This window comes from Streptomyces sp. SID9727 (assembly GCF_010550605.1).
In the GTDB taxonomy this organism is placed as follows: Bacteria; Actinomycetota; Actinomycetes; order Streptomycetales; family Streptomycetaceae; genus Streptomyces.
Map to the genome: position 1 here is coordinate 11,704 of NZ_JAAGNI010000225.1, position 26,811 is coordinate 38,514.

Below are 26,811 nucleotides of genomic sequence, written 5' to 3' on the forward strand. Positions count from 1 at the left end.
AGAGCGGCCGGGCGGTCTTTGAGCATCCGGAGTGCTCCCCGCGCGTGCGGGGATGGTCCCTTGAACGTCATCTGGAGCGGCATGACGTCGCTGTGCTCCCCGCGCGTGCGGGGATGGGCCCGACCTCCTGGAACGGCTCACCGTCACGCGAGCCCGCTCCCCGCTCATGCGGGGATGGCCCGACGGCGGCCGCGCCTGCCGCCGGGCCACGGCACGTCGGTCAGGACTGCTGGCCGCCCGCCTGCTTGACGACCTTGTCCGTCACGTCGACAGTGTCCCCGGAGGCGGGTGCGTCGACATCGACGTCGGTTCCGAAGTCGCTGAAGTCCATGACGACCTTCGCCTTGCCCCGGTTTGCTGAACCGGCGCCCTTCGCACCCCCGGCCGGCTGCGCGGTCATCTCGATCTGCTGGCGGCGCATCAACCCCTTGCCGTCGACCCACAGGTCCACCGGCACCGTCTCGCCGAGTTGTTCGCGCAGTTTCCGAGCCTGCGCGGCGTCGCCCTTGGCGAGCTTGTCGATGTCCAGGCTGACCTTGTAGTGCGTCGTCTCAACACCACCCAGGCTCTCCGTGCCGACCTTCTTCACGTCCTTCTCCGACAGTGCCTTGGAGTAGGCGAACGAGTTGGTCGGATCGCTCACCTGGTTGCTTCCGGCGGCCCCGGAGGCACGCAGCTTCTCCATGTCGATCTTCATCCAGCTCTTGCCCCCGGGCAGGCCGCCCTCGCCCTTCGGCGGCTTCTGGTAGATCATCTTGTCCACGACCCGTTGCTCCAGCCGCTGACCCGACTGCTCCATGGTCAGCTTGCTCTCCCCGTCCTCGAAGTCCATGACGCCGGAGCCGGTGATCGTCTGGCTCTTCCCCTCGGCGCTGACCGAGGTCGTGATCTTCACGCGCGCGGACCCGGCCTCGGTGGTGTTCTTGTTGGTCGCCTGCACGACCTGCGAGGGCGACGTGTCGGCAGTCTTGCCCGCCTTGGAGGGCTTCGAGTCGTTCGCGGATTCGCCCTTGTCGTCCGACCCGCACCCGGCGAGCGCGGCAACGGCCAGTAAGCCCGCCACGCCGTACGCCGCCGCCTTGGACTTCCGGGACTTCACATTCGCCATCACAGCAGCCTCCCCAAATGAGAACCGTTACGTCAGGTATGCGCCCGGTGCCCTGGAGGTGGTCCCGCATGCGAAGCGTCGCCCGTTCTACGCCAGTCGCAGTAGTTTCCGTCCAGGCGGGCTTCCCGGATGCGCGGAGTTGCCCCCGCCTGTGGCCGGCCCCCGGATGAAGGGGTTTTGCGGCGCGCTGGGGCATGGTGAGGTTGGTATGGCGAGATGGCGCGTGCGGCGGCTGAGGGGCACAGCGGCCAGGAGCGTTGGCGTACCCTTGCCGCGTATGCCTGACGTGTGATCGTTGAGATGGTTATGCCGGACTCTGTGAAAGTGGTCAGAAACGGTGCTCCCGCCCAATAGACCCGCAGGTCAGGGAGTCTGCTCCCTGCACGCGCGGGGATGGCCCCACCGTCACCCGCAAAGCTCTCGTGCCGCGCACCTGCTCCCTGCACGCGCGGGGATGGCCCCGCGACCGCGTGAGTGACGAACTGGCCAAGCTCCTGCTCCCCGCACGCGCGGGGATGGCCCCCCGACCCAGAAGACGCCCCCGGCGCTCGGCGCCTGCTCCCCGCACGCGCGGGGATGGCCCCGTCACGCAGTACGGGCGGCCATACGTGCAGATCCTGCTCCCCGCACGCGCGGGGATGGCCCCACGGCCAACCAGCGCGTCTACATCGGTCTGTGCTGCTCCCCGCACGCGCGGGGATGGCCCCGTGGGCCCTGCCGGGCACCCCTCCCCTCCCGTCTGCTCCCCGCACGCGCGGGGATGGCCCCCCGGCCAGCCCCGACGCCCTGCTCCCCGCACGCGCGGGGATGGCCCCTACGCCGAGTACGCGCAGGCCCTCCGCCACCTCTGCTCCCCGCACGCGCGGGGATGGCCCCGGCACGGACGGCTGGGCACGGCTCGCCGCCCCCTGCTCCCCGCACGCGCGGGGATGGCCCCTACCAGGGCGGCACGGGCACCGTCGAAATCGACTGCTCCCCGCACGCGCGGGGGTGGCCCCGTGCAGCGCAGGTTGACGTTGGTGTCGGTCCACTGCTCCCCGCACGCGCGGGGATGGCCCCGACGCGGAGCTGACACGGCCCCCGCGCTTGACTGCTCCCCGCCCGTGCGGGGATGGCCCCAGGCCGGTGTGGAGCTCGTCCACCCGGACCAGCTGCTCCCTGCAAGCGCGGGGATGAAAGCTCTGTCGCCGACGCCGTGTTCTCACTTGCTTGAACGAGTGCCAGCAGGCCGCGGCGGGGCGTCGATGGAGCAGGTGGCAGGGGTTGGGCCGCTTACCCAGTCCTCCAGAAGCAACGGCACTCGAGGCCCACCGCCCATCCCGAACAAGCGGTCTAAGATGCGTCGATGTTGCCCTCCGCTCCGCCGCAGATACCGGCGAACGAACTCAGTCCCGGCCGCCTCTGGTACGCGGTAGCGGCCGTGACCGCAGTCGCGCTGATCGTGCTGGGCGTGGTCCTGGGGGTCTATCGCTTCAACAACATGGTCGACGCGGTCGACACCGACCACCAGTTCGCCAACGGCGACACCTTCTCCCTCCAGCTCGGCCCGGAGAGCGAGCGGACGATCTGGATCAAGGACAGGGGCCCGTCGGCCGCCCAGGATTGCAACATCACTGGGCCAGGCAATCCGCGCCTTGGGGGCCCGGGAATCGATGTGTTCCTCACTCGCGACGAGACCTGGAATCCCCTGTACGACATCGAAGCGTCTCGAACGGGCAACTACAAGATCACCTGCTCATCCGAAGGACCGTCCCAGTACGCCATCGGGAAATCCGGAGGCATCGTCACGTTTCTGGGTGGGTCGATTCTGGCCGTCGTTCTGCCTGTCATCGGAGTCAGCCTCGGTGCTGTCATCATGATCGTCACGGCCGTACGCCGCAGAGACCACCGCAAGCGGCTGCTCGCTGAGCGGCTTTGACGGCTGCGTAGGACATCGGTGAACCGTGCAGGCAGCGCAGCCGATGTGATGTCGTTCGGCTTAAGGAGCTTGCGAAACCGCGCGAATTCATCAGACGGGGCTATCGATCTTTGGCTTCGCCGAAATGGGGCGTTAGGTGGTTGGGTCGAAATCTGTGAAAGTGGTCAAAATTCGTGTCCGTGCGGGATAACGTCGCAGATCACGAAGACTGCTCCCCGCACGCGCGGGGATGGCCCCCACCCTCACAGCAATGGCCTCCCGGCGTCTGGCCTGCTCCCCGCACGCGCAGGGATGGCCCCTCGACGCGGGCGCCCCGGGTGCGGGCGGAGTCCTGCTCCCCGCACGCGCGGGGATGGCCCCCGCTTCCACACAGCGGGCCAGGGAGAGTGACGCTGCTCCCCGCACGCGCGGGGATGGCCCCGCCGGGCACCCCGCTCCGGTGGAGACCGGCATCTGCTTCCCGCACGCGCGGGGATGGCCCCCAGGTCGCGGTCGGGATCTTCGGGACCCAGGCCTGCTCCCCGCAAGCGCGGGGATGGCCCCTAGAAGTACTACCCACCATTGGGGTGCAAGGCCTGCTCCCCGCACGCGCGGGGATGGTCCCGACACGACGAACAAGCCGATCAAGGGCCCGTTCTGCTCCCCGCACGAGCGGGGACAGCACATGGCCCCGCCCCGCACGTCGACCGCCGTGAGTGGCCTCACCTGCTCCTCGCCCCTGCGCACGGGCCGGTCCAGGGGCAAGCCCAGGCCCCCAGGCAACACGCACGTACTGACGCGCACAGCGAGGAAATGACCTGCCCCGTAACGAAGTTCGGCCGACTACGGTGGCCCGCATGACCGACGCCGACGCCCGAGCCGACCTGACCCCCGACCTGATCCGCGCCCTCCTCCGCGACCAGCACCCCGATCTCGCCGAACTCCCCCTGGAGCTGGGCGCACGCGGGTGGGACAACCAGGTGTGGCGGCTGGGGGACGAGCTCGCCGTGCGGTTGCCGTGGGCAACCGAGTCCGCAGACGAGTTGTTGCTCAAGGAGCACGCCTGGGTCCCCGTGCTGGCCCCGGACCTCCCGTTGCCCGTGCCCGTGCCGCAGCGCCTCGGCGCACCCTCCGAACGTTTCCCGCGGCCCTGGCTGGTCACCACGTGGGTGTCCGGGGAACCGGCCGACCGGGTTCCGCCGACCCGGGCCGAGGACGCGGCCGACACGTTGGCCCGGTTCCTCGGCGCTCTGCACCGGCCCGCCCCGGCCGAGGCGCCCGCCGGGCGGGGGCGCGGCGGGCCGTTGAGGCCGTACGGGGAGCACTTCGGGCAGGCGCTCGCCGCCGTCACCGGGAAGGGGCTGGTCGCCGATCCTGACTCGGTCCGCCTCGTCTGGGAGGACGCGGTCGCCGCTCCCGACTGGCAGGGGCCCGCGCTGTGGCTCCACGGCGATCTGCATCCCGCCAACGTGCTGACGGCCAACGGCACGTTCTGCGGGGTCATCGACTTCGGTGACCTCTTCGCGGGCGACCCGGCCTGCGACCTCGCCGCCGCCTGGATCCTGCTCCCGGACGGCGCCGCCGACCGCTTCTACGCCGCCTGTCGGCCCGCCCCGGACGTGGCGACTCTTCGCCGCGCCCGGGGGTGGGCGGTCCTGCGCGCGCTGAGCGGACTGCTCATCGCGGACGATGGCGACCGGGGGCTCCCCAACGGCAAGTCGACGTGGGGGCCGCCCGCTCGGAGGTCACTGGAGCGTCTGGTCGCGTCCCTGGGGCAGTGACGCGACCGGCTTGCGCTGCGGAGCCCGTAAAAAATCCGTGAGTTGGGGATTCGCGCGTCTTCGTGCGGAAGCCGCCGCTGTGCTGCCTCCGAGCTGTCCCCGCCCGAGTGCCTTGAACGTGACCGCCACCCGGCGTGCGTGGCGGCGGATCAGGTTGCCGTTGACGACGTGCTCGCATGCGGGTTCCGCCCCCCCGGCGACCACTACGTCCCTGGGCCGTTGGGTGGGCGCCGCTACGGGCGTGGGCTCGGTGGACTTGTCGGCCCCGGCCGGGGGTAGGACCGCGTCGATGCCATGCTCCCGAAACGCGCGAGCTCCCCTTCGAGCGCTGCCCGTAGCGCGTCTCCGCCGGCCTCCGGGCATCGCTTGCGGTTCGTAGCCCACGACAGGTGCGGAGGCATGCGGCCGGCTTACGGCGGGCGGCGCCGAGTAGCGTTGTCGCGGCAACGAGGCGCAGCGCCCGGGCCCGCCCACGCGAGACCCGGCCTGGCGGAACGGGGGCCGGGCAGCATGGCCGAGGACGACTGGAACGACGACACCGCCTACGACGACGCCGTCCGGCGCGCGCGGCGTGCGACGCGGGTCGGCTGGACGGCGATCACCGGCACGTTGACGACGCTGGGCTGCGCCGCGGTGGTGGTCACCGGGGCGTGCCTGGTGGCGGTCTTCGCGTGCGCGTACCTCGTCGTGTCGGTGAACCGCTAGCCCGCGCTCAGCCCCCGTACGGACCCATGTTCTGGTTCTGCACGTGCCTGTGCGCCAGGGCCTGCGCCTGCCCCTGCTCAGCCGCCCCGCGCTCGTGCGCCCCGCGCTCGCCCGAGCCGCCGCGCATCCGCAGGGCTACGAGGCACGCGGCGCTAATCACGCCGAGACCGACCACGACACCGATGAAGACAGCCATGAGTTCCCCCCACTCTGACGAAGGGGCCACGGCCTGCGCCCCCCACTGCTGGTACCCATGGTTGCTTGTGGAGCGTTAGAGAGGAAGCGGGATCGCGCCCGGATCGGGCGGGGCGGCCCGCTCAGGCGGTGCCGGCGGGTCCGGCAAGGGCGGCGGCGAAGGACGTCAGGGCGGCGAAATCGTCGTCCCTCAGCCCGATCCGCGGATTGACGTGGTGGAGGAGCGCCGGGGCCGGGTGGTGGGCGCTGACGTGTGCGTGGTCGGCGTCGCTCTGTTCGTCGTCCACCCAGGCGAACGGCCGCCCGCCGGCGTACGCGAGCAACGCCTCGCACTCCAGTGCACCCCGTCGGGGCGCTCGCGGAACAGGCCGTCCCCGAAGTCGACGAACGGCAGCTCGGGCAGGCCCAGGACGGGCCCGATCCAGGTGTTCGCGTCGTTCATCCAGGTGGTGGCCCAGCACAACTCGTACCCGAGCGCCGAGAGCGCCACGCCGTGGGCCGGGTTGAGCCACACCCGCAACGGCTTCGCGGAGGAGCGGAGCAGGCCGTGCCCCGGAGCGCCAGGACCGCCCCGAGGGACGCGGATGGTGGTGTAGCCCGCCGGGCGTCGTTCGGGCGGTGCGGCGTACGGGTTCAGCGGTCCGTCGACGTCCAGGAAGAGAAGGGGCCGGGCCGCCATGGGACTCCCTCGGATGCGCGCGGGGGTGCGTGGCGTGAGCGTATCGCCCGCGCGCGGAGCCCTTTGGCCGCCCGCCCGGTCGGGGCCGCACGCTCGGGCCAGGAGCGAGAACGGCACGGGCCTGGCCGGCGCGTGTGACGTAGGCCACGGCCTGCGGCTGGCGGAGTCACCGCGAGGCGCGCATCGCAGCTGACAAGACGAAGGTCACGTCCTCGTGCCGGCCGGCGTCACCCAAGGCTGCAGCCACGTTCAACACCGCCTGGCGGTCGGTGCGTTCGGCGAGGTTGATCAGAATCGTCTCGGCGGCGTCGTGCAAGCCAGCGGTACGGCACGACGTGACGGCCCTGACGATGTCGGCGGCGGCGTAGGACATGCCCGCCTGCCAGAGCAGAAAGCCAGCATCGTGTTTTCGGCCAGCAGCAAGGTATCCAGCCACCAGTCTCGTCTCCGGCCAGCTGAGTTCCGCGGCATCTGCGGGGTGCCGGTCCCCCTGGGGCAGGGGGACCGGCACCCCGCTCGGCTTCGGCGGCAGAGCAATCTCGCGCCGCAGGGCGCGGCGGCGCAGGCGTCGCGCCCGCGCCAGCCCGGGGTTTCCGACGACGGGCGAAGCCGGCTGCTCCTGTCCGGAGTCCCCGGAGGCTGTCGGATAACCGACCGCGCAGCACGCGCAGTGCTTCTTCTTGGCGTGGACGCGGAGTTCGAAGAGCGTGTCCAGCGTGTGGGGCAGCGGCCCCCGCCCCGCCGCCGAGGCGTCCTTCTCCACCACCGCGTAGAAGTCCCGCAGAAGCGCTATGTCCGGGATGCGGCCACCGTTTAGGTGGTTTGAGAGAGTTGTCGGTTCCTGGTGGGCGTCCCTCGCGATGTCCGCCTGGGTGCGAGGGCTGCATTCCCGGATCTCGCGCAGCGCTGCCACCAGGGCTCGGTGGGCGGCGGTGGTCCGGGACGGCAGCTCTTTCCAGGACTTGCGATTGCGAGTCACGCACACCTTCCGATCATTTAGCGATGGCAGAGGGGCGTCAATTGTGTCTGAAGCAGCGGCTTTTCGGGAAGGCGTGGATGTTTTCCGTAACCCCTCGAAACCTTGCGGAAGCTGGTGTGGCAGCCTCCGGGCGGTCACAGTGGTGATGCCCGGATGGGGCGCCAGCTACCGGCGTCCATACGGATCGCTATGCACCTGACGAAAAGGGGGCCCTGGATGACTCTGCCGTCGTGGCAGGACGAAAAGCTCGGAACGATGAAGCGCGCCGCGCTCTGGCTGCTGACCGTCGTAGGGGAGGGCAACGTCTTCACCAAGGAGGACGTCAAGAACGCCTTCCCTGGAATCACCCAGGCGGATCGCCGTGTACGTGACCTGCGTGGCTACGGGTGGCAGATCGTGACCCACAGGGAGGACCCCGGCCTGGGCCAGAGTGAACAGCGGTTCGTCGGGCAGGGCCAGCCTGTCTGGGAGCCCGGCAAGGCCACCAAGGACAGCACGTCCCTTACGGATACCCAGCGCCGGAAGATTCTCGCCCGCGACGGCAACCGCTGCCGGTCCTGCGGGATTACGCCGGGACAGGCGTACGCCGGCACTTTCGAGACCGCCCAGCTCGACATCGCGCGGCGCAAGGTGAAGCTGCCCACCGGCGCCTCGGTGGTCCAGCCGATCGCGGAATGCCACCGCTGCCGGGTGGGGGGCCGCTTCCAGGAGGCCGACCTGAAGGCTGTGCTGGAGGACATCACCAAGCTCGGCGGACTGCAGCGGCAGACGCTCGCAGCGTGGGTCGCCGCCGACGAACGCGAGTTCAGCCCCGTGGAACGCGCCTGGTCCGACTTCCGTACGCTGCCGGCGGACTCCCGCGACGAGGTCCGTAAGGCCCTTGGGCTCCCGCCCGTCTGAGACCGGCTCTCAGCTCATGGCGGGGCCGCCGGGGCCGGCGACCCCGCCATGAGCTGAGATGAACCTTTCAAGTAGGAGGAGAACGGACCGTGAGCAACAACGCCGGGGACTTCGGACTGCCGCCGCATGCCACCAAGAACAAGGACGTCGTCGAGCAGCGTCTCCGGGACTTGGCAGCAGGGGGCGGGCTGCAGGAGACGCTGACCATCGAGTGGCGGACGAAGCCACAGGTGGTGCAGGTCATCGATATGCCGGTGGATTCGCTCTACTACAACCCGGGAACGCACCGCATCCGCGCCCAGCGGAGCTACGACGCCCGCTTGGACCGCCGGCTAGACGAAGACGCATGGAGCGACGAGAGCCAGGACTACCTGGATTTCCTCCTCAAGGCCGAGCCTTCAGACCCCTCGAAGCGTGACAAGGACTTCGACGCGCTGAAGCAGAGCCTCGAAGAATTCCGGCAGAACGAACCGGGGCTGATTACTCGCGAGGGCATTCTGGTCAACGGCAACACCAGAGCGGCGGCGCTCCGCGAACTCGGCGTGCCTGAGATCCGGGTGGCCGTCCTGCCCGACTCCTGCACGTGGGCCGACATCAACCGGGTCGAGCTCTCCCTTCAGTTGCGCCACGACACGCGACGGCCCTACTCGTACATCAACCGGCTGCTCACCATCGACGAGCAGGTGGAGGCCGGCCGCCCGCTGAAGGAGGTCGCCCGTGACTTCCGCATCCGGGAGTCGACGGCTGAGCAGGACCTGTGGGTGCTTTCCTGCCTCAGGGACCTGAGCGACAGGTCGGCGGCCGAGGGCGTACAGCTCCGGCTGCTCGACTTTGAGGATGCGCAGGAGCGGCTTCGCGAGGTGCATCGCGCCTTCGCCAAGGAGTCCAAGTCTGATGTGCAGAAGGCAGAGCTGCTGAAGGAGAACCGTCTTGCGGCCATCGTGATGAACTTCTCCAAGACCGACCTCCGTCTGATCGAATCAGACTTCCGGAACAGGTATCTGGAGCACCGGCTGCCGGAAGAGCTGAAGCCCGTTCCCGCAGCGGCCACCGGCCGCGTCATTCCCGGCATCAACCGGGCGGTGAGAACCGAAGCTCCGCAGGTCGCCGCCGCCCGGGCGTTCACTGATTCCGTACTTCGCGCCAAGGCGGTGGTCCGCGCCAAGGAGAAGGTCCCCGCGGCTCAGGTGGAGGCGGCGTCCTCTGTCTTCGACGCCGCACACAAGGCCGTGGAGGCCGCGCTTGAGCCCGCCGGCAAGGACGCTCGCGTGCGCAAGCGGAAGCAGGCTGCCCCCGACCGCCTCAACGACGCCTGCCAGGACATCGAACAGTGCATCACCGACATGGTGCTGGCGAGCGGGGCCCGCAGCCTGGACGAGGAGGCACTGGACGAGGCGGTGCTCAAGCTCAAGGCCACACTGAAGAAGCTGGCCCAGGCCACGGCTCAGACCATCGAGATGCCCGGTGAGGGCGTCGAGTGGCTGCGCGAGGCTGTGCGGCAGGAGCCCTAATGACCATGGTGACTGACGAACCGTCCCTGCATATCGGCTTCGACGTCACGCGGACCAAGGCCCTCCTGCGTGTCGCCGAGCCTTACCGCAGCGATCTGACGCGGCTCTCGGCCAGGTTCCCCGGTGGCAGCCCGCGCGGACGTCTCGCCCTGGAGCTGGATCTCGATGACTTCCTGGTCGGCATCGACGCTCTGGCGGACTGGCCCCACCCCGAGACAGTGGCCTGGTCGGACGAACTCAGCGCCTTGGTCGGGGAGGTGCTCGATGACGCCGACCGCGCCGAGGAGCAGCTCCGCTCGCCTCAGACGGCCGGGACCTGGGACGACAGCGCTGTGGAGGCAGCGCTCGGGGATGACTGGCGCGCTGCCCTTACGGAGTTCCAGCTTCGTGACCTCGCACGGCTGCTGTCCCTTCGGCATGGCGCCAACTTCAGCGTCCCCGGCGCCGGGAAGACCCGCGTCGGCCTGGCGGTGTATGCGGCGATGCGCGAGCGTGGCGACGTGCGCAGACTGCTGGTGGTCAGCCCCAAGTCAGCCTATGAGTCGTGGCTTTCGGAGAGTGTGCTCTGCTTCAGAGATCCACCGCGGACGGCCGTCATGGGGAAGGGGCCTGACCACAGGGCCGACATCATGATCGTCAACTACGAGCGTCTTGACCGGTCGCTCGCGGCCCTGGCGGACTGGCTGCAGGGCACGCCATCCATGATCATCTTGGATGAGGCGCACCGGATGAAGCTTGGGGCGCGGGGAACGTACGGCAGCGCCTGCATGGCGCTCGGCCCGCTCGCCCGCCGACGCCTCATCCTTACCGGCACCCCGGCCCCGAACGGGGCCCGGGACCTGGAGAATCTGCTGTCCTTCGTCTGGCCTGGTCATGGGCGCAGGGTGGTGACGCAGGCGGTCGAGGGCGGTGATCTCGCGTACGCGAGTTCCGTGCTGCGGCCCTTGTTCACCCGGACGACGAAGAAGGAGCTGGGGCTTCCTCCCTTTGAGACACGGATCCGCCGCCTGAAGATGCCGGCGCTGCACCGGGAGGTGTACGACGCCCTGGTGGGCCGGTTCACTGCGCGGGCGGAAGCCTCACGTGATGAATTTGATGCCCTGGGCAAGGCGATGCTCCGGCTTCTGATGGCGGCCACCAGTCCCGCGCTGCTTATCGAAGGCGAGAGTCGCTACGAGCCTCTGGTTTATCAGGTTCCACCGCTCGAAGTGCCCGAGGGTGAATCCCTGTACGCGCTCTTGCGTAATCTGCCCGCTCACGAGCTGTCTCCGAAGTACAAGGAGGCCCTCAATATCGTTGCGACGAATGCGGCGATGGGGCGTAAAACCCTTGTGTGGACGACCTTTGTCCGCAGCATCACCACCTTGGAGGGCCTGTTCAGCGGGTACCAGCCGGCGGTTGTCCACGGTGGCACCCCGGACCGGGACGAGCAGATCAGGCGGTTCCGCGAGGATCCCGACTGCCACGTTCTCCTGTCCAACCCGGCCACTCTCGGTGAGGGCATCAGCCTTCACCACGTTTGTCATGACGCCGTGTACGTAGACCGTGACTTCATGGCCGGACGTTTTCTGCAGAGCCTGGACCGCATCCACCGTCTTGGACTGGCCCCCGGAACCCAGACGCGCGTCACCGTGCTCGCGGTCGAAGGCACGATCGATGAGGTGGTTGCCATGCGGCTTGAGGAGAAACTCGAATTCATGGGGCGCATCCTGGACGACCCCGCCGTCCAGCAGTTGGCTGACCTGGAAGACGAGCCATCCGGTGCGGCTGGGATGGACATGGCCGACGTCCGCGCTCTGCTGAATCACGTCAGTGCTGTTGCCGCCCACTGAGGCGACGCGCCGCGCGGCGCGCCGCTGGCTGGCTGAGTTGCGCGTGGCCGGGGTGCCACGGGTGCGGGCGATCCTCACCCACCATCCGGGTTACGCGGATCTCACCCCTGCCCAGTATGCGGAGGGTCTTGCCTGGCTCAGGCGTACGGGCATGGTGAACACGGCGGGACGACCCGTCGTGGACATCAGCGAGAGCGAGGCGGCGGAAGGCGAAGGGGCGCTGCCCCCGGTGCTGTGGAGCAGGGCTGGAGAGCAAGCGCGGAGGGCTGTGGGTGCCGCAGGTGAACAGGCGCTGCTCCGGCTGCTGCGCGACGGCGGAGTGCCGCACGTGAGGCATGTGGCCGCGGAATCCGACGCGTACGGATACGACATACAGGCAGCCCGCTCCGTCTCAGAGCGGGCACACATTGAGGTCAAGTCGACCACTGACCCGACCCGCCTGGTGATCCATCTGACACGTCATGAGTACGAGGTGATGGCGACGGACGAGCGCTGGTGTCTCGCCGCCGTCCTTGTCGCCAGCGACGGGCGCGCGATGCATGTGGCAACAGTTGACCGGGCCTGGGTCCATTCGTCCGTACCTGCCGACCGGGCGGGGAGCGGCCGCTGGGAGTCCGCTCGCCTGGAGGTGCCGGGTCATGCTCTGGCGCCAGGGCTGTACACCGGGGCGTGGGGGCTGCTGGCGGATGGAGTACTGCCTCAGCGCCCTGTCTGGCACCAAGACCGCAGCGGACAAAAAGGATCCGGCCAACGCTAGCTCGCTTGTTCGAATATGCTGGGCTCCGTGCCAGGGGGCAGCTCGAAGCCCGCGCTTGGTCCGCCGAGGCTGCCGCAGGGCGCGCCTCCGGGCCGGAGCCCAGGTAGGCTCTCCCAGTCTCGCCTGTCAGCATTGGCCTGTTCTGGCCCGGCGAGGCTTGAACGCTGAACGTACGAATGAGGAGACCGGAGCCGATGGGTCCCAGTGACGACGTGCTGACCTCGATCGAGATCTGCGCGGGGGCTGGAGGGCAGGCTATTGGTCTTCATCAGGCCGGTTTCAAGCACCTGGCTCTGGTAGAGATCGACCCGTATGCTTCCCAGACGCTTCAGGAGAACATCGCGTCCCTGGCGGAGTGGAGCTGGGAGCGGGACTTCTGCGATGTGATCTCCGGTGATGTGAACCAGTTCGTTCCCATCGCTTCGGGGGGCGATCGCGAGCCTGATCTGAAGAAGGCGGAGAAGTACCTGGGAAGGCCTCTCGCCAAGGGCGAGCTGCACCTTCTTGCCGGCGGCGTGCCCTGCCCGCCCTTCTCGCACGCCGGCAAGCAGCTCGGGAAGGACGATGAGCGTGATCTTTTCCCGCGCATTCTTGAGCTAGCTGACGAGCTTCGCCCTGAAGCGGTGATGATCGAGAACGTGCGCGGTATCAAGGACGCGAAATTCGAGGAATACCGTACCTACATCGAAGCACGCCTTCAGGGCGGATGGGCGACCCACCCTGTCACGGGGATCGTAGAAGACTTCGAGGGCCTCGGCTACCAGATCTGTGAGTGGGAGGTCCTGGAAGCCAGTGACTTCGGCGTTCCGCAGCTGCGTCCCAGGGCCGTTCTGGTGGCCATCCGCAAGGATGTACTCGGTGACCTGAAGTTCGTATGGCCGACCGCCACGGGAAGCCCTGTGAGCGTTTTCGAGGCGCTCAAGACGTCCATGAAGGCCAGGTATGCGCCGTACCTGAAAATGGACGGGGAAATCGCTCTGCTGGCGAAGAAGTGCCATAAGGAGTGGATGAGGAAGGCGCGCGAAGCCGAGGAAAAGAAGGATCTCGGTATCGCTCCCACCTTGGTCGGCGGATCCAAGAAGCACGGAGGGGCCGACCTCGGGCCGAGTCGCGCGAAGGCTGCCTGGCTTGACCTGGGCGTCACCGGCGTAGGCGTGGCCAACTCGCACGAGGAGAGCGTGAGGAAGCAGTCTCACGACCGGGATCTCTTCAGGGAAACAGGCCCCATGCTCACGGTCGAGCAAGCCGCGATCATCCAGGGATTCCCGTCCAACTGGAAGTTCTCCGGCGGAAAGACCGCGCAGTACAGGCAGGTCGGGAACGCGTTCCCGCCGCCGGTCGCCGCAGCAGTGGGCAAGGCCATCGCGGACGTGCTGCGCGCCGCCCATGAACGCGACCGCCGCAAGGCCGAGGCAGCCGAGACGCTACCCGCCCAGATGCCGTCGGCGTTCGCGGACAGTGCTGACGATCTCCAGGGCGCACACATCTGAGTCCTGGTGTTCCCAGAACCGCAGGACGGCCCACCCGGCCTCGGCCAGCCGCTTGTCAGTGTCGCGGTCCCGGGCCATGTTCCGGGCCACTTTGTCTGACCAGTACCCCGGGTTCGTCTTGGGCGGTACATAGTGCTCGGGGCAGCCGTGCCAGTAACAGCCGTCGATGAATACGGCCACCTTCGCTGGACGGAAGACCAGGTCAGCCGTCCGGCGGAGGTCTGGCAGAGGCCGCGCGGCCACGCGGTAGCGAAGGCCGTTCGCATGCACCAGCCGGCGGATGAGGCGTTCCGGCTGGGTATCGCGGCTGCGGATCGCCTGCATGTTCCGGCGGCGCGCCGCAGACGAGGCCCACGAGCCGTCCGGCGGGGTCCAGTCTGCGGGCTCAGGCACTACGGTCACTCCAGGGTCACGTTCATCGCACTTCAATAGTGGCTTCACCAGGCCGGGACGAGTCGACCGCCCGGAAGCGAACGTAGGGTACCGGCTTGTCCGTCGCGCTGGCGGCTGGGATGAACGCCGCAGCCAGCACGACCTTGCCGGGGTCGACGCTGCCGTCATTCACGAGGTCTTCCGGGCTGCCAACGCTGGGGTCGATGACCGGGTAGAGGAGCACGGCTCCGCGGCGCGGGCGGTGAAGCTGAGTGGCGAACGGGTCGTCGTCACTCAGCGCGCGCAGTCCGGCGATCCGCTCGGCGGACTGGCGGTGGGCGACACCGGAGATGCGGTTGAACACGCCGCGGGCGTTCCGCTTGCGCTGGACCAGGCTGACGGGCTGACTGCCGAGGATGCTGGCTGACACGCTCGTCGGTCCGGACGTCTGCGGAAGGATCACCGCCCAGTCGTCCGTAGCGCACCCGGCGTCGCTCGCGTCCCGCAGATAGGCCAGGTGAGGGGCGAAGAGATCCGGCCGGCCCCAGGTCAGGCGGCTCACGATCTCCAGCAGCTGGGCATGGCTGAGAACCGCCGTCCGGGCGGGGTAGCGGGCGTAACCGCCCCGGTCGTTGCCGGAGAGGGTCACGAATACGGAGATGTCCTCACCCAACGCCCCCAACGCCACCCCCCAAGCCCCCACGTTCCCCCGCAGCTCCTCCGCCCCCACCGGGTACGCCGTCGGTTCCACCCACTGGCCCGGGGAGCGGATCTCCACCAGTTCCGCGTTGAACATCTTGTTGCGGGCCGAGGGGCGTATCCAGGAGAGGTGCTGGGAGACCAGTGGGGGGATCTGGGCAGGGGTGACCTGGGGTTTGCCGTCCACCAGGGTGGCGTAGCGGGTCAGCTGGGCGCGGAACGTCTCCTCGTCGCGGCAGATGGCCTCGAAGGCTTCGTAGAGGTCGATGGTCCTCGTCCTGCCGACCGGTACCTCGCGGCCGATGTAGAGGCGGACCAGGTCGCGGTAGCCGGGGCGGAAGCCGAACCAGCGGCCCACCTGCATCAGGGTGTCGGTCTGTTGGATGGGGCGGACGTAGTACGTGACCGTCAGGCCCTCGACCGTGAAGCCCCGGGACAGCTTCGTGCCGCCCACCAGGATCTTCCACACGTGCGGGGTCCGCTCGAAGTCCAGGGCGGGCTGGTCGTAGTCGCGCTCGGTGTCGCCGTTCACCACCAGGACGGGGGTGCCGCCCGCGTTGATGAGCTGGCGGGCGCGCGAGACGTAGGCCCTCAGCTCCTCATACGACTCCGGCGTGGGCAGCTCCGCGTCGGCGAAGCGGTGGAAGTCCGAGGCGAAGAGGGCGGCCAGGCGGTCGTGGCCCTGGCGGCTCGTGTAGGCGGCCTGGTGCCACATGGTGCTGATCCGCAGGGCGAGGGCCGTGTGCTCGGCCATGCGCACGGACTCGTGGACGAGCATCGTGTGGTGCCGGAACGGCCCCTCGGCCACGCCCCGGTCGGCGCGGTACAGCTTGAGCGCCCCCGTGAGGACGAACGCGTCCAGAGCCTCCTGGAGGCGGTCGCCCGTGTTCTCGTAGATGCCCCGGACGTGCGTCTCCTCCGCGGTGCCCTCGTCCGTGTCGAGGTCGTGGAAGTCCTGGACGCCCATGTAGCCGGTCGGGCGGGGCAGCGAGACGAGGAAGTCGCGCGGGAAGATGTCCTCGCCGTCGCCCGGATCCACGAAGACGTTGGCGAACGGGGTCGCGGTGTAGCCGACGTACTGGGCACGGGGCAGCAGGCCGAGCAGCTCGGAGATCTGGCCGTTGATGGCCGTCCGGGTGACCTTGCCCTCTTCCCACTTCTTCGGGTTCGTGGTGTTGACCGACGCCTGGTCCGACTCGTCGTCGATGATCAGCGCGGGGATCTCGGAGAGGATCGGGCCGATCTTCTTGAGGTCCGCGATCAGCTTGTCCAGGACGGACTTGTTCTTCTTCACGACCATGATCCGGGCCGCGGCGCGGTGCAGGTTGGCCGGGGCGTACAGCGGCTCGGTACGCGACTGCTTCTCGAACTCGAGGGCGCGGATGCCGCGCAGCAGGCTCTTGTAGTCGTCGTCACGGGTGGTGAGGCGCTCGATGTCGAAGGCGCCGAGCGCTGAGGGCCGGCCGCCGTGGCTGACGAACTTCTCCGGCCAGTCCGCGTCCTCCTGGTAGTCGATGCCGACCAGGGCGTCCCGGTCCGCCGGGTCCGCGCCGCGCAGGATGTTCTCCTGGCCGATGAGCTCCATGTCCAGCCGGCGCTGGGTCTGGCTCCGGAGCAGGTTCAGCGTGCCGCCGAGGACGATGACCAGGCGGTATCCCGCGTCGATGGCCTTCGCGGTGACGCCGGTGAAGTTGGCGGTCTTGCCCGACTGGACGTAGCCCACCACCAGGCCGCGCGCCCCGTACGCCTCGGGGCGGGTGGGGTCGGAGAGGCGCTCGACCACGGCGTGGCTCGCCTCGTCCAGCCCGGAGACCGCCGCGTCCGACCAGCCCTTGCGGCGCAGCAGCGCCTCGTACGAATTCCAGTAGAAGGAGCGCGCCGCGGCCACGTCCCGGGAGTACCAGGAGGCGAACTCCTTGCTGATGACCGTCGGCCCGGGCTCCTTGAACACCGGGACCGCGCTGTCGAGCGCCTTCCGCAGCCCGGGACCGAAGCCCAGCCGGGTGTACGTGTCCGTGCGGCGCTCATCCGTGCGGGGCGGCGCCGTCGACCAGTCGGCCTGCTCCGCCAGGTCCCAGGCGGTCAGGGTGCGGTGCCACAGGGCGATCAGCCCGTCACCCGGTTCCCCGCCCAGGACCCGGTCCTGGAAGTGGGAGAGCGCGGTGTCGGCGGGCTCCTCGTCGTCCGAGAGCACGAAGGCGAGCTTGGCGAAGGGCTTGGGCCCCCGGCGCATCGCGGCCAGCACATCGCCGTGCAGGGTGAACAGGGGGTCGGTCATGGCAGGCGGCTCTCTCGGATCGGTTGCGGGGACGGGCGGGCGGGGGAGGGGGTGCTCAGCGCTCCATCTCGCAGCGTGCCGCCGTGACCAGGACGCTGTTCCAGAGCGCCACGTTGTCGGTGTGGACGGCCCGGACCCGCTCCTTCTGGAAGATCTCGTTGACCATCAGATAGAGCATGCTCTTGATCACCGGGGCGTCGTTCAGCCCGCCGCGCCGGCCGCCGTTCAGCACCTGCCGGTACTCCTTGTTGAGCCGCACCTCCCGCTGCTCCCGGTCGAGTTCGAAGAACACGTCGGGCGGCAGGCTGTCCCAGCGGAACGCGATCGGGTCCTCGCCCTCCAGCTCCGGCAGCTCGTCGCGCAGCGTCCGCCGCAGCTTCGGGTCGATCCCCTTGCCCGCCGGGAGCACCGCCTTGCGCTGCGGCTCGGTGGCACGCCGGGCCGCCTCGCGGTAGGTGAGCGCCGCCTCCTGCACGTACGCGGCGAAGGTGTGACCCGCGGCGTCCACGGCCTGCTCCAGACCGCGGGCGAACGCGGGGGTGACGGTCACGCCGTCCTTCTTCACCGTGAGGTTGAAGACGTCGTTCGGCGCGGACGGCAGGTCCACGGCGATCCGGGCGAGCGCGAGGTGGCCCTCCGGGCTGCGGGTGCTGTTCCAGCCGCCCGCCTGGACGAGCCGGTCGTTGCGGTAGATGTAGAAGCCCTGCCGCTCGGCGAGCGGGCCGATGCCCCGGAAGCTGACCAGTGGCGACTTGGGCGGCCAGATGTGCGCGGTCAGCGCGACCTCGCCGACGCCCTCGACGGGAGCGGTGTACGTACGGGGGTAGCCGGCCCGGCCGGGCACCCGGTAGCCGAACGGGTCGATCGGTTCGACTCCGCGGTGGTCCAGCTCCTCCGTGGTCCGCACGTCCTCCACGACGATGTCGATGTTGAAGCCGTCGCGGGCCAGGAAGCGGTGGAGGTAGAGCCCGAGGTGGGTCTCCAGCTTCTCGATCGCGTCGTTGAGGTAGCGGTCGGCCTGGCCGGTGGTGATGGTCTCGAAGGCGCGGACCCGGTCCCAGCGCACGATCGTGCCCTGCCACTGGATGACGCCGTCGTAGCGGTCGACAAGGTCCTGGCAGTAGCCCGGGTCGACGATGTCGCAGCTGAAGTCGGCCCGGGCGCGGGCCGTCAGCCAGCGGCGCCCGGTGGACGGGCTGCGCTTGGTGCGGCTGATCACGGTGAGCGAGTCGGCGTGCGACAGGGACGCCGCCTTGAGGCCCGCGCCGAAGTGCCCGAGCGCCCTGTCGTCGTACCCCTGCCTGCCGCCCACCGTCATGGCGGTGTCCAGCGTGGCGTCGTCCATGCCGCGGCCGTCGTCGATGACGAGGAGGCTGACCAGCCGGTCGTCGTCGCGCAGCAGGCTGACGACGACGTTGCGCGCACCCGCGTCGATGGAGTTGTCCACGAGGTCGGCGATGGCCGCCTCGAATCCGTACCCCTGGTGCGTCAGTGACTCGACGTACCGGGCGGCGGGCGGAAGCCGCTTGGTGCCGGTGGTGGGGACCTCGAACTGCCAGTCGGCAGAGGGCTGGTACGGCACCATGAAGCCTTCCTCGCGCACACAGAGCTGAGACCTGCGTGGGGAGGTGCGGCCCTGATGAGTAGATGCGATGTGATGGTATTGCAAAGGTGGGACAGCGGGGAATCCCGGTGACAAATGCGTCCGCGTCACATCGGCGCCGCACCCAGCACCCGCACGAACCCCACCCCCGCCTCCCCGCTCAACACCACCGCCTCGCCCGTCTCCACGAACCCCGTCCTCCTCAGCACCGCCCGCGACGCCGTGTTCCGCGCCGCCGCCCTCGCCCTGAGCGCCGTCAGGCCGTACGTCGTGCGGCACAGCGCGAAGAGGTCGTGCACCGCGGTCGTCGCCAGGCCCCTGCCCGTGGCCTTCTCCGCGAGGCGGAAGCCGAGTTCCGCCGTGCCGGCGGAGACGTCCATCAGGTTGAAGCGGCCCAGGACCTCACCCGTCTCCTCAGCCACCAGGACGTGGAAGTGGCAGGTGCCCGCCGCCTGTTCGGCGAGCAGCGCCTCGTGGCGGGGCGGGTAGTCGGTGAAGTAGGCGTCGCCGCGGTCCGGGACCGACGCGGCGAAGTACGCGCGGTTGGCCTTCTCGAACGCGAGGACGGCCGGGGCGTGGTCGGGGCGCAGGCGCTGGAGTTCGGGCATGGGGGCAGGGTACGGAGCCTGGACGCGCCCCGGCATCCGCGTTCCGGCCGCCTCACACCGGCCCCGTCACGCACCCATCCCCCGAGGCAGCCCCTACCCCCGCCCCGGACTGCGGCCCCCTACACCCGCCCCCCGTGGCATCCCCGGTAGGACTCCCCCGACCCGCACCAGCACTCCGCGCTCTTCGCCGGGGGCCAAGGCACCGCTCGGCCCCGGGCGGCCAGGGTCGTCGCGTACTGGGGGAGAAGGTCCGGGTCGGCCGGGGAGGCGGATTCGGAGGCGGCGAAGGCCTCGTAGGAGGGGACCGTGCCCCGGACGATGCCGAGGTTCGGGGTGCCCGCCGCCTGGAGGTCGCGCAGGGCCGTCTCCAGGCGGGCCAAGTGGTCCGGGTGGGAGGCGTACTCGCTGCCCAGGCTCGGGTACGCCGTGAGGAGTTCGCGGAACTCCGCCGCCGGCCAGTGCAGCACCGCCACCGGGAAGGGGCGGGACAACGCCGTGCGGTACGTGCCCAGTTCGGCACGGAGGCGGGTGATCTCGGCGCGCAGCTCGCCCGGGTCCGACGACCCGAGGGACCACAGGCGCTTCGGGTCGTGGAGCTCGTCCAGCGGGACCGCCGCCGTGTGCAGCGTGTCCGCCAGCTCGTCCCAGGCGTCGTGCCCGACGCCCATCAGGCGGCGCACCCGGTGGCGGCCGGTCAGCAGCGACTGGGTCGCGTACGGGACCTCCTCGCCCGGGGCGATCAGCAGGCGCAGGGCCGTGGAGAAGAGGTCGTGCGCCGCTTCCAGTTCGTCGTGGGCCTCCAGCGTCTCGGCCGCGATCTCCCACGGGGCGGCCTCCTGCGGGGCCGCCACCCGGACGCCGTCGATCAGCGCGCGGGCCTCCGCTTCGTGGCCGTACTCCCACAGGTTCGCGGCGCTGAGCGCCTTCACCAGGTGCGGGTGCTCGGTGCGGGGGTCGCCGAGCAGGTCGTCGTAGAGCGTCGCGGCGCGGGCGCGGTCGCCGCCGAGCTCCAGGTGGGCCGCGGCCTGGAGGAGCAGCGGTTCGTTGTCCTCGGGGTACTGCGCCGCGGTGCGGAGCAGACGCTCGGCTTCGGAGATGTGGTCGGCAGGGGTGTCGGGGCGCATGCACCACACCGTACTGCTGTGCGGGCGCGCGGTGGGGGCTACTCCCCGGGCAACGCCCCGGGCAATGGCCCGGGCATGCCGTCGACCCTCTAACGTGTCTCCACGTGCTCAGACGACGTCCGCAGTTGTTGTGGTTGCTGGTCCCCTACGTGCTCTACCTCGGGGCGCTGCCGTTCGTGAACCGGGTCCGGCCCGTCGTTCTCGGGCTGCCGTTCCTCTTCTTCTGGCTGCTCGGGGCGACCGTGCTGACCCCCGTCGCCGTGTGGTTGACCCGGCGGGGTGACCGCCGGTGAACGCCGCCGTCGCGACCTCCGTCTTCGGGGTCTTCATGGTCGCCACCGTCGCCCTGGGGCTGCTCGCCGTACGCGGCAGACGCGGCGGAGGGGGCGGGCTCGCCGAGTGGTCGGTGGGCGGGCGCAGCCTCGGCACCGTCTTCATCTGGGTGCTGATGGCCGGCGAGGGCTACACCAGTTTCAGCTACCTCGGCGCCGCCGGCTGGGGCTACAACTACGGGGCGCCCGTCCTCTACGTCGTCGCGTACATGTCCTGCGGGTACGCCGTCGGCTACGTCGTCGGGCCGATGCTGTGGGCGTACGCGCGCAAGCACGGTCTCGTCGGGATCACCGACATGGTGGCGCACCGCTTCGGGCGGCCCTGGCTCGGCGCGCTCGTGGCCGTCCTGGCGACCGTGTTCCTGCTTCCGTACATCCAGCTCCAGATCACCGGCATGGGCGTCGTCGTCTCGACGATCTCGTACGGGGCCATCAGCCTGAACTGGGCGTACTTCATCGCCTTCGCCGTCACCACCGGCTTCGTCGTCGTCAGCGGACTGCGCGGCAGCGCGTGGGTCTCCGTCCTGAAGGACCTGCTGGTGATCCTCACGCTCGGCTTCCTGGCGGTCTACGTGCCCGTGCACTACTTCGACGGCTACGGGCCCTTCCTCGACCGGCTCGTCAGCGAGAAGAGCGAGTGGCTGACCTTCCCCGGCCACGGGGACAGCGGCCTCGGACAGGCGTGGTTCATCACCACGTCGTTCCTGAACTCGCTCACCGTCGTGATCTTCCCGACCACCGTCGCCGGCTACCTGGGCGCGAAGAACGCCGACGTGCTCCGCCGCAACGCGATGTGGCTCCCGGCCTACAACGTCCTGCTCTTCGTCCCGATGCTGCTCGGCATGGCGGCGCTGTTCGTGGTGCCGGGGCTGGTGGGCGCCGAGTCCAACCTCGCTCTCTTCAAGCTGGTCACGGACTCGCTGCCCGCCTGGTCCGTCGGGGTCATCGGGGTGGCCGCCGCGCTCTCCTCGATCGTGCCCATGGCGGTGTTCATGCTGGTCATCGGCACGATGTGGGGCCGCAGTGTGCTCTCGCTCGTGCCCCGCTGGGAGCGCCGGCAGAAGGGCGCCGCGCAGCTGGTCGTCGTGGTCGCGGGCTCCCTGGCGCTGCTCCTCACGTACACCGCCCCCAACACCCTCGTACGCCTCTCGCTCATCTCGTACGAGGGAATGGCGCAGCTGCTCCCCATGGTGCTGCTGGGGCTGATGTGGCGGCGGCTGACGCTGCTCGGGGCGCTGTCCGGGCTCGTCGTCGGGGTCGGTGTGGTGTGCGGGTTCGTGTTCACGGAGCACGATCCGGTGTGGGGCGTGAACGCGGGCATCGTCGCCCTCGCCGCCAACCTGGCGGTCGCGCTCGTGGTGACGTACGCCGGGCCGCGCGAGCGCGACGAACGGCCGGACGAGGAGGTGCTGGCCCGGGACGAGCTGGAGGCGGACCGCGTGGTCGTCAACGCACGTTGACCCGCTCGGCCGGTCGTGTATAACGGATGGACCGACAGGAGCGGATACGGAAGGGAGGCACCGCCCATGGACACCGGCGCCACGAGCCGCGTACGCCGCGGTCTCTCCCGTGTCCTGCGCCCCGCGGGGCTGCTCCTCTTCCTCCTCACCGAGGTGCTCCTCGCCGAGGGCGGCAGCCTCTCCGCAGCCGTCGCGCTGGCCGCCACCGCGGCCGCCGGCACCGCGCTCGTCGCCTGCTCGGTCATCAGCGCCCGCTGCGCCGCCCCGGTGCCCCGCACCCGGGTGCGTACGGCCATGCGCGACCGGGAGAAGCGCACCGCGTTCCTTCCGCAACGGGACCCGGACGCCCAGGGGCGCCGACGCCCCCGAGCGCCGGGCCGTGCCCTCCCGACGGCCGCGTAGGGGACCCACAGCAGCGCCCTCGCGGACCCGTCACGCCGAATCAACACGTCCGGCACGACGAGACCCCGGAGGGCTCAGCCATGTCCGCCTTCATGTCCGCTTTCGCCAGCCTGGTCGGCGCCCTCGCCGACCTGCTCCACCCGCTCTTCCAGAGCGCGTCCACCGCCGCCGCGATCGTCCTGTTCACCGCGCTCGTCCGGCTCGCCGTGCACCCGCTCTCGCGGGCCGCCGCACGCGGGCAGAAGGCCCAGCGCCGGCTCCAGCCGCAGATCGCCGAGCTGCGCAAGAAGCACGGCAAGGACCGCGAGCGGATGCAGAAGGCGCTCATGGAGCTGCACCGCGAGGAGAAGGTCTCGCCGCTCTCCGGTTGCCTGCCGAGCCTCCTCCAGATGCCCGCGTTCTTCCTGCTCTACCACCTCTTCTCCAGCCAGAGGATCGGCGGCGAGGCGAACTCGCTCCTCGGCCACCAGCTCTTCGACGCGCCGCTCGGCGAGCGCTGGCACGACGCGCTCGGGCACGGCGGGATGTTCGGCGCGCAGGGCCTCGTCTACCTGGGCCTCTTCGTGATCGTGGCAGCCGTCGCCACCTTCAACTACGGGCGTACGAAGCGTCAGATGGCCGCCAACCCGGTCACCCCGCCCGCCGGCCCCGACGGACAGCCGGTGCCCGGCATGGGCGCGATGAACCAGCTCATGCCGCTGATGTCCTTCTTCACCCTCTTCACCGTCGCCTTCGTGCCGCTGGCCGCCGCGCTGTACGTGGTCACCAGCACGACCTGGACCGCGGTCGAGCGGGCCTTCCTGTACCGCGACATGACCGCGCCGGGTGCCGCGGTCGCCACGGCCGCGTAGCGACGGCGGCGGGGCGGCCCGGTCCAGGTGGTGAACAGGGTCTTGCGGAGTGATCGGATGTCTTGGAGGATCGGACAAGCCTGCGATGGCCGCCACCCATCCGACGGGCCTGATCCCGACCGAGGAGAACGACTCTTGAAGCTGCTTCGTGTGGGTACGGCGGGCGCGGAACGACCGGCGCTGCTGGACGAGGACGGAACCCTGCGCGACCTGTCGGGCCTCGTCCCCGACATCGACGGCGCCCTGCTGGCCGACGAGGACGCGCTCGCCCGGGTGCGTGCCGCCGCCGCGTCCGGCGGGCTGCCGACGCTCGACGCCGGGGGGCTGCGGGTGGGCCCGCCGCTCGCCCGGATCGGCAAGATCGTGTGCATCGGGCTGAACTACCACGACCACGCCACGGAGACCGGGGCGTCGATCCCCGACGAGCCCATCCTGTTCTTCAAGGCACCGGACACCGTCGTCGGACCCGAGGACACCGTGCTCGTGCCGCGCGGCAGCGTGAAGACCGACTGGGAGGTCGAGCTCGCCGTCGTCATCGGGCGCACCGCGCGCTACCTGGAGACGGCCGAGGAAGGACTCGCCCACGTCGCCGGGTACGCGGTCGCGCACGACGTCTCCGAGCGCGAGTTCCAGATCGAGCGCGGCGGCACCTGGGACAAGGGCAAGAACTGCGAGACGTTCAACCCGCTGGGCCCCTGGCTGGTCACCGCCGACGAGGTCGCCGACCCGCAGGCCCTCCCGCTGAGGCTCTGGGTCAACGGCGAGCTGAAGCAGGACGGCACGACCGCCGACCAGATCTTCCCGGTCGGCGAGGTCGTCCGCTATCTGAGCCGGTTCATGACGCTCTACCCGGGCGACGTCATCAACACCGGCACCCCGGCCGGTGTCGCCATGGGGCAGCCCGAGCCCAAGCCGTACCTGCGGGCGGGCGATGTCGTGGAGCTGGAGATCGAGGGGCTCGGCCGGCAGCGGCAGGAGCTGAAGGACGCCTGAGGGGTGCTTGCAGGCGCACTCCGGAGCGTGCTTCGAGGCGCACGCTAGAGCGCAGAGAGCGTCCTGATACATCGGAGGGGTGGGATCCGTCGCGCACGGATCCCACCCCTCCGCGTGCGTCAGCCGTCGATCCGCGTCACGAACTGCTCCAGCGCCTCCACCACCAGCGCGTGGTCCTCCGCCTGCGGCAGCCCCGAGACCGTCACCGAGCCGATGACGCCCGCGCCCTCGACGGCGATCGGGAACGAGCCGCCGTGCGCCGCGTACACGTCCGGGTCCAGCCGGGACGCCTCGTCGAACGTCGTCCCCTTCGCCCGGAACCGCGTCCCCACCAGGTACGAGCTCTCCCCGTACCGCTCGACCACCCGGCGCTTGCGGTCGATCCACGCGTCGTTGTCCGCGCTCGAACCGGGCAGCGCCGCGTGGAACAGCTGCTGCGCCCCGCGCCGGATGTCGATCGCGACCGGGGCGTGCCGTTCCCGGGCCAGCGCGACCAGCAGCCCGCCGAGCGCGTAGGCGTCGTCGTAGCCGAAGTGCGGCAGCGTCAGCCGGCGCTCCTGGGCGATCAGCTCGGAGATGGTCGGAGCGGTGGGGTTCATGCGGGCTGCTCCTCGGGGGCGTGGGCGGGCGGGGGTACGGAGGTGCTGGTGCCAGCGGGCCGCAGGGTCACGGTGACCCCTTCGCGGGCCGAGCGGCGGGCCGCCTCCAGGACGTCCAGGGCCTCGGCGGCCTGAAGGGCGGTCACCGGATTGTCGCCCGTCCCGCGCAGCGCGTCCGTGACCGCCGCGTAGTACGCCGGGTAGTCGCCCGGGAGCGTACGGACCGGGGTGCCGCCGCCCGTGAGCGGGGACTCGCCCGCGCCGAGCCGGCCCCACAGTTCCTCGCCCTCCTCGCCCCACGGCTCGCCCGGGACCGGCCGGGCGCCCTCGCGCAGGGCGGCCTCCTGGGGGTCGAGACCGTACTTCACGAAGCCGGCGGCGGACCCGAGCACCCGGAACCGCGGGCCGAGCTGGGCCGTCGTCGCGCTCATGTACAGGTGCGAGCGGACGCCCGAGGTGTGCGTGACCGCCACGAACGTGTCGTCGTCGGCCGCCGCGCCCGGGCGCCGCAGATCCGACTCGGCGTACACCTGGGCCGCCGGGCCGAACAGGGTCAGCGCCTGGTCGACCACATGGCTGCCCAGGTCGTACAGCAGCCCGCCGATCTCGCGCGGGTCGCCCGACTCGCGCCAGCCGCCCTTCAGCCGCGGGCGCCACCGCTCGAAGCGGGACTCGAAGCGCTGGACCTCGCCCAGAGCGCCGTCCGCGAGGAGCGCGCGCAGGGTGAGGAAGTCGTTGTCCCAGCGGCGGTTCTGGAAGACCGAGAGCAGTAGCCCGCGCTCGTCGGCCAGCGCCGCCAGCTCACGCGCCTCGGCCGCCGTGCCCGCGACCGGCTTGTCCACCACCACCGGGAGCCCGGCCTCCAGCGCCGCCCGCGCGAGCGGTACGTGCGTCCTGTTCGGCGACGCGATCACGATCAGGTCCAGCTCGTCCGCCCGCTGCCACAGCTCGTCCGGCGCATCCGCGAACCGCACGCCGGGGTGGGCGGCGCGCGCTTGGGCGCGGCGCTCCTCGTCGCGGGTGACGACCGTGTCCAGGACGAGGCCGTCGGTCGCGGTGATCAGCGGGGCGTGGAAGACGGACCCCGCCAGGCCGTAGCCGACGAGTCCGACGCGCAAGGAGGTCATGGCCCCCACTTTCGCAACGCTGTTGCCAAAGTGCAAGCGCGGGTCACAATGGTTCGGTGAACAGGAGCAACACCGGCGCGAACCTCCCCGCCCTGCGCAGCCACAACGCGGCCCTCGTCCTCGACCTGCTGCGGGTGGCCGGGGAGCGCGGCATCAGCCGGCTCGAACTCGCCGAGCGCACCGGGCTCACCCCGCAGGCCGTCAGCAAGATCACCGCCCGGCTGCGCGCCGAGGGCCTGGCCGCCGAGGCGGGCCGCCGCGCCTCCACGGGCGGGAAACCCCGGACCGTGCTGCGGCTCGTCCCCGGGGCCGGGCACGCGGTGGGGCTGCACCTGGACCGCGACGGGCTGTCCGTGGTCCTGGTCGACCTCGCGGGCACGGTCGCCGAAAGCCGTACGGCTCCGCTGGACTTCGGGGCCCCGGCGGACGAGGTGCTGACGGCCGCCGCGGGGGCGGTCGCCGCCGTGCGCGGGGACGGGGCGCTGCCGGTGCTCGGGGTGGGCGTCGCGGCGCCGGGGCCGCTGGACCA

General features: G+C 70.3%; 24 protein-coding genes, 1 pseudogene and 3 CRISPR repeat arrays (1 of these 28 only partly in view). Of the genes and pseudogenes, 14 read left to right on the forward strand and 11 right to left on the reverse strand.

Annotated elements, in window-relative coordinates; genetic code table 11:
* Positions 1–182: direct repeats of the CRISPR family, unit length 29 nt; unit sequence GTGCTCCCCGCGCGTGCGGGGATGGTCCC; it begins 884 nt to the left of the window's first position.
* Positions 183–220: 38 nt separating this feature from the next.
* The gene (locus G3I41_RS14290; protein ID WP_164400581.1) at positions 221–1,108 is read right to left on the reverse strand and encodes a hypothetical protein; all 888 of its coding nucleotides are present in this window, start codon (positions 1,106–1,108) and stop codon (positions 221–223) included.
* Between the two features lie 786 nt (positions 1,109–1,894).
* A CRISPR array of direct repeats spans positions 1,895–2,288; the repeat unit is 29 nt; unit sequence CTGCTCCCCGCACGCGCGGGGATGGCCCC.
* 165 nt (positions 2,289–2,453) lie between these two features.
* Here G3I41_RS14290 and G3I41_RS14295 point away from each other — a divergent pair.
* The 3 genes from G3I41_RS14295 to G3I41_RS14305 all read left to right on the forward strand — a co-directional run bounded on the left by G3I41_RS14295 (position 2,454) and on the right by G3I41_RS14305 (position 5,491).
* On the forward strand, positions 2,454–3,026 hold the full coding sequence (locus tag G3I41_RS14295) for a hypothetical protein (protein ID WP_164400582.1): 573 nt from the start codon (positions 2,454–2,456) through the stop codon (positions 3,024–3,026).
* Between the two features lie 208 nt (positions 3,027–3,234).
* Positions 3,235–3,691: a CRISPR direct-repeat array (repeat unit 29 nt; unit sequence CTGCTCCCCGCACGCGCGGGGATGGCCCC).
* Between the two features lie 171 nt (positions 3,692–3,862).
* Positions 3,863–4,786 (forward strand): aminoglycoside phosphotransferase family protein, encoded by a 924-nt coding sequence (locus tag G3I41_RS14300; protein ID WP_164400583.1) that lies wholly within the window; start codon positions 3,863–3,865, stop codon positions 4,784–4,786.
* 510 nt (positions 4,787–5,296) lie between these two features.
* Complete coding sequence (locus G3I41_RS14305) at positions 5,297–5,491, forward strand: hypothetical protein (protein WP_164400584.1); 195 nt, start codon at positions 5,297–5,299, stop codon at positions 5,489–5,491.
* 7 nt (positions 5,492–5,498) lie between these two features.
* Here G3I41_RS14305 and G3I41_RS14310 read toward each other — a convergent pair whose 3' ends face one another.
* From G3I41_RS14310 to G3I41_RS14320, 3 genes and pseudogenes are all read right to left on the reverse strand, one after another.
* On the reverse strand, positions 5,499–5,687 hold the full coding sequence (locus G3I41_RS14310; RefSeq protein WP_164400585.1) for a hypothetical protein: 189 nt from the start codon (positions 5,685–5,687) through the stop codon (positions 5,499–5,501).
* Between the two features lie 121 nt (positions 5,688–5,808).
* Positions 5,809–6,365, reverse strand: a pseudogene (locus G3I41_RS14315) (hypothetical protein).
* Between the two features lie 166 nt (positions 6,366–6,531).
* Positions 6,532–7,344 carry a hypothetical protein gene (locus tag G3I41_RS14320; protein ID WP_164400586.1) on the reverse strand — a complete coding sequence of 271 codons (813 nt, stop codon included), beginning with the start codon at positions 7,342–7,344 and terminating at the stop codon, positions 6,532–6,534.
* Between the two features lie 216 nt (positions 7,345–7,560).
* Here G3I41_RS14320 and G3I41_RS14325 point away from each other — a divergent pair, with 216 nt between their 5' ends.
* From G3I41_RS14325 to dcm, 5 genes are all read left to right on the forward strand, one after another.
* Positions 7,561–8,244 carry a hypothetical protein gene (locus G3I41_RS14325; RefSeq protein ID WP_164400587.1) on the forward strand — a complete coding sequence of 228 codons (684 nt, stop codon included), beginning with the start codon at positions 7,561–7,563 and terminating at the stop codon, positions 8,242–8,244.
* Positions 8,245–8,333: 89 nt separating this feature from the next.
* A complete protein-coding gene (locus G3I41_RS14330; protein WP_164400588.1) occupies positions 8,334–9,755 on the forward strand; it encodes a transcriptional regulator in 1,422 nt (473 codons plus the stop codon).
* A complete protein-coding gene (locus G3I41_RS14335) occupies positions 9,755–11,587 on the forward strand; it encodes a DEAD/DEAH box helicase (protein WP_164400589.1) in 1,833 nt (610 codons plus the stop codon). The genes G3I41_RS14330 and G3I41_RS14335 overlap by 1 nt, the downstream gene beginning before the upstream one ends.
* Positions 11,568–12,344, forward strand: a complete 777-nt coding sequence (locus G3I41_RS14340) for a DUF3883 domain-containing protein (RefSeq protein ID WP_164400590.1) — start codon at positions 11,568–11,570, stop codon at positions 12,342–12,344. The genes G3I41_RS14335 and G3I41_RS14340 overlap by 20 nt, the downstream gene beginning before the upstream one ends.
* 194 nt (positions 12,345–12,538) lie before the next feature.
* Positions 12,539–13,834, forward strand: coding sequence for a DNA (cytosine-5-)-methyltransferase (gene dcm / locus G3I41_RS14345; protein WP_164400591.1), 1,296 nt, complete (start codon positions 12,539–12,541; stop codon positions 13,832–13,834).
* Here dcm and G3I41_RS14350 read toward each other — a convergent pair.
* From G3I41_RS14350 to G3I41_RS14370, 5 genes are all read right to left on the reverse strand, one after another.
* Positions 13,769–14,227, reverse strand: coding sequence for a DNA mismatch endonuclease Vsr (locus G3I41_RS14350; protein ID WP_164400592.1), 459 nt, complete (start codon positions 14,225–14,227; stop codon positions 13,769–13,771). The two genes, dcm and G3I41_RS14350, sit on opposite strands and share 66 nt — an antisense overlap.
* Positions 14,228–14,249: 22 nt before the next feature.
* Positions 14,250–17,183, reverse strand: coding sequence for a Z1 domain-containing protein (locus tag G3I41_RS14355; RefSeq protein ID WP_164400593.1), 2,934 nt, complete (start codon positions 17,181–17,183; stop codon positions 14,250–14,252).
* A gap of 55 nt (positions 17,184–17,238) precedes the next feature.
* Positions 17,239–18,768 carry an ATP-binding protein gene (locus G3I41_RS14360; protein WP_164400594.1) on the reverse strand — a complete coding sequence of 510 codons (1,530 nt, stop codon included), beginning with the start codon at positions 18,766–18,768 and terminating at the stop codon, positions 17,239–17,241.
* Between the two features lie 125 nt (positions 18,769–18,893).
* Entirely contained in the window at positions 18,894–19,394 is a 501-nt protein-coding gene (locus G3I41_RS14365) for a GNAT family N-acetyltransferase (RefSeq protein WP_164400595.1), read from the reverse strand.
* 119 nt (positions 19,395–19,513) lie between these two features.
* On the reverse strand, positions 19,514–20,518 hold the full coding sequence (locus G3I41_RS14370) for an SEC-C domain-containing protein (protein WP_164400596.1): 1,005 nt from the start codon (positions 20,516–20,518) through the stop codon (positions 19,514–19,516).
* Positions 20,519–20,652: 134 nt separating this feature from the next.
* On the opposite strand from G3I41_RS14370, the gene G3I41_RS14375 reads away from it, so the two are divergent.
* The 5 genes from G3I41_RS14375 (at position 20,653) to G3I41_RS14395 (ending at position 24,556) form a co-directional block, all read left to right on the forward strand.
* Positions 20,653–20,811, forward strand: coding sequence for a DUF3311 domain-containing protein (locus G3I41_RS14375; RefSeq protein WP_078617706.1), 159 nt, complete (start codon positions 20,653–20,655; stop codon positions 20,809–20,811).
* Positions 20,808–22,310: a sodium:solute symporter family protein gene (locus G3I41_RS14380; RefSeq protein WP_164400597.1), complete on the forward strand. Its 1,503-nt coding sequence runs from the start codon at positions 20,808–20,810 to the stop codon at positions 22,308–22,310. Before G3I41_RS14375 ends, G3I41_RS14380 begins: the two co-directional genes overlap by 4 nt.
* A 66-nt stretch (positions 22,311–22,376) precedes the next feature.
* Entirely contained in the window at positions 22,377–22,712 is a 336-nt protein-coding gene (locus G3I41_RS14385; protein WP_164400598.1) for a DUF6412 domain-containing protein, read from the forward strand.
* 80 nt (positions 22,713–22,792) lie between these two features.
* Entirely contained in the window at positions 22,793–23,563 is a 771-nt protein-coding gene (locus tag G3I41_RS14390; protein WP_164400599.1) for a YidC/Oxa1 family membrane protein insertase, read from the forward strand.
* A gap of 135 nt (positions 23,564–23,698) precedes the next feature.
* Entirely contained in the window at positions 23,699–24,556 is an 858-nt protein-coding gene (locus tag G3I41_RS14395) for a fumarylacetoacetate hydrolase family protein (protein ID WP_164400600.1), read from the forward strand.
* 119 nt (positions 24,557–24,675) lie between these two features.
* Here the strand turns inward: G3I41_RS14395 and G3I41_RS14400 are convergent, their stop codons facing one another.
* Positions 24,676–25,155 (reverse strand): heme-degrading domain-containing protein, encoded by a 480-nt coding sequence (locus tag G3I41_RS14400; RefSeq protein ID WP_164400601.1) that lies wholly within the window; start codon positions 25,153–25,155, stop codon positions 24,676–24,678.
* Positions 25,152–26,282: a Gfo/Idh/MocA family oxidoreductase gene (locus G3I41_RS14405; protein WP_164400602.1), complete on the reverse strand. Its 1,131-nt coding sequence runs from the start codon at positions 26,280–26,282 to the stop codon at positions 25,152–25,154. Before G3I41_RS14405 ends, G3I41_RS14400 begins: the two co-directional genes overlap by 4 nt.
* 56 nt (positions 26,283–26,338) lie before the next feature.
* Here G3I41_RS14405 and G3I41_RS14410 point away from each other — a divergent pair.
* Positions 26,339–26,811, forward strand: a 473-nt coding sequence (locus G3I41_RS14410) for a winged helix-turn-helix transcriptional regulator (RefSeq protein WP_164400603.1), incomplete at its 3' end; no start/stop codon positions are given.

Coding starts and splice junctions, on each gene's coding strand:
- G3I41_RS14290 (WP_164400581.1), bottom strand. CDS start 1,108: ATGGCGAATGTGAAGTCCCGGAAGTCCAAGGCGGCGGCGTACGGCGTG.
- G3I41_RS14295 (WP_164400582.1), top strand. CDS start 2,454: ATGTTGCCCTCCGCTCCGCCGCAGATACCGGCGAACGAACTCAGTCCC.
- G3I41_RS14300 (WP_164400583.1), top strand. CDS start 3,863: ATGACCGACGCCGACGCCCGAGCCGACCTGACCCCCGACCTGATCCGC.
- G3I41_RS14305 (WP_164400584.1), top strand. CDS start 5,297: ATGGCCGAGGACGACTGGAACGACGACACCGCCTACGACGACGCCGTC.
- G3I41_RS14310 (WP_164400585.1), bottom strand. CDS start 5,687: ATGGCTGTCTTCATCGGTGTCGTGGTCGGTCTCGGCGTGATTAGCGCC.
- G3I41_RS14325 (WP_164400587.1), top strand. CDS start 7,561: ATGACTCTGCCGTCGTGGCAGGACGAAAAGCTCGGAACGATGAAGCGC.
- G3I41_RS14335 (WP_164400589.1), top strand. CDS start 9,755: ATGACCATGGTGACTGACGAACCGTCCCTGCATATCGGCTTCGACGTC.
- dcm (WP_164400591.1), top strand. CDS start 12,539: ATGGGTCCCAGTGACGACGTGCTGACCTCGATCGAGATCTGCGCGGGG.
- G3I41_RS14355 (WP_164400593.1), bottom strand. CDS start 17,183: ATGACCGACCCCCTGTTCACCCTGCACGGCGATGTGCTGGCCGCGATG.
- G3I41_RS14360 (WP_164400594.1), bottom strand. CDS start 18,768: ATGGTGCCGTACCAGCCCTCTGCCGACTGGCAGTTCGAGGTCCCCACC.
- G3I41_RS14365 (WP_164400595.1), bottom strand. CDS start 19,394: ATGCCCGAACTCCAGCGCCTGCGCCCCGACCACGCCCCGGCCGTCCTC.
- G3I41_RS14370 (WP_164400596.1), bottom strand. CDS start 20,518: ATGCGCCCCGACACCCCTGCCGACCACATCTCCGAAGCCGAGCGTCTG.
- G3I41_RS14385 (WP_164400598.1), top strand. CDS start 22,377: ATGGACACCGGCGCCACGAGCCGCGTACGCCGCGGTCTCTCCCGTGTC.
- G3I41_RS14390 (WP_164400599.1), top strand. CDS start 22,793: ATGTCCGCCTTCATGTCCGCTTTCGCCAGCCTGGTCGGCGCCCTCGCC.
- G3I41_RS14400 (WP_164400601.1), bottom strand. CDS start 25,155: ATGAACCCCACCGCTCCGACCATCTCCGAGCTGATCGCCCAGGAGCGC.
- G3I41_RS14405 (WP_164400602.1), bottom strand. CDS start 26,282: ATGACCTCCTTGCGCGTCGGACTCGTCGGCTACGGCCTGGCGGGGTCC.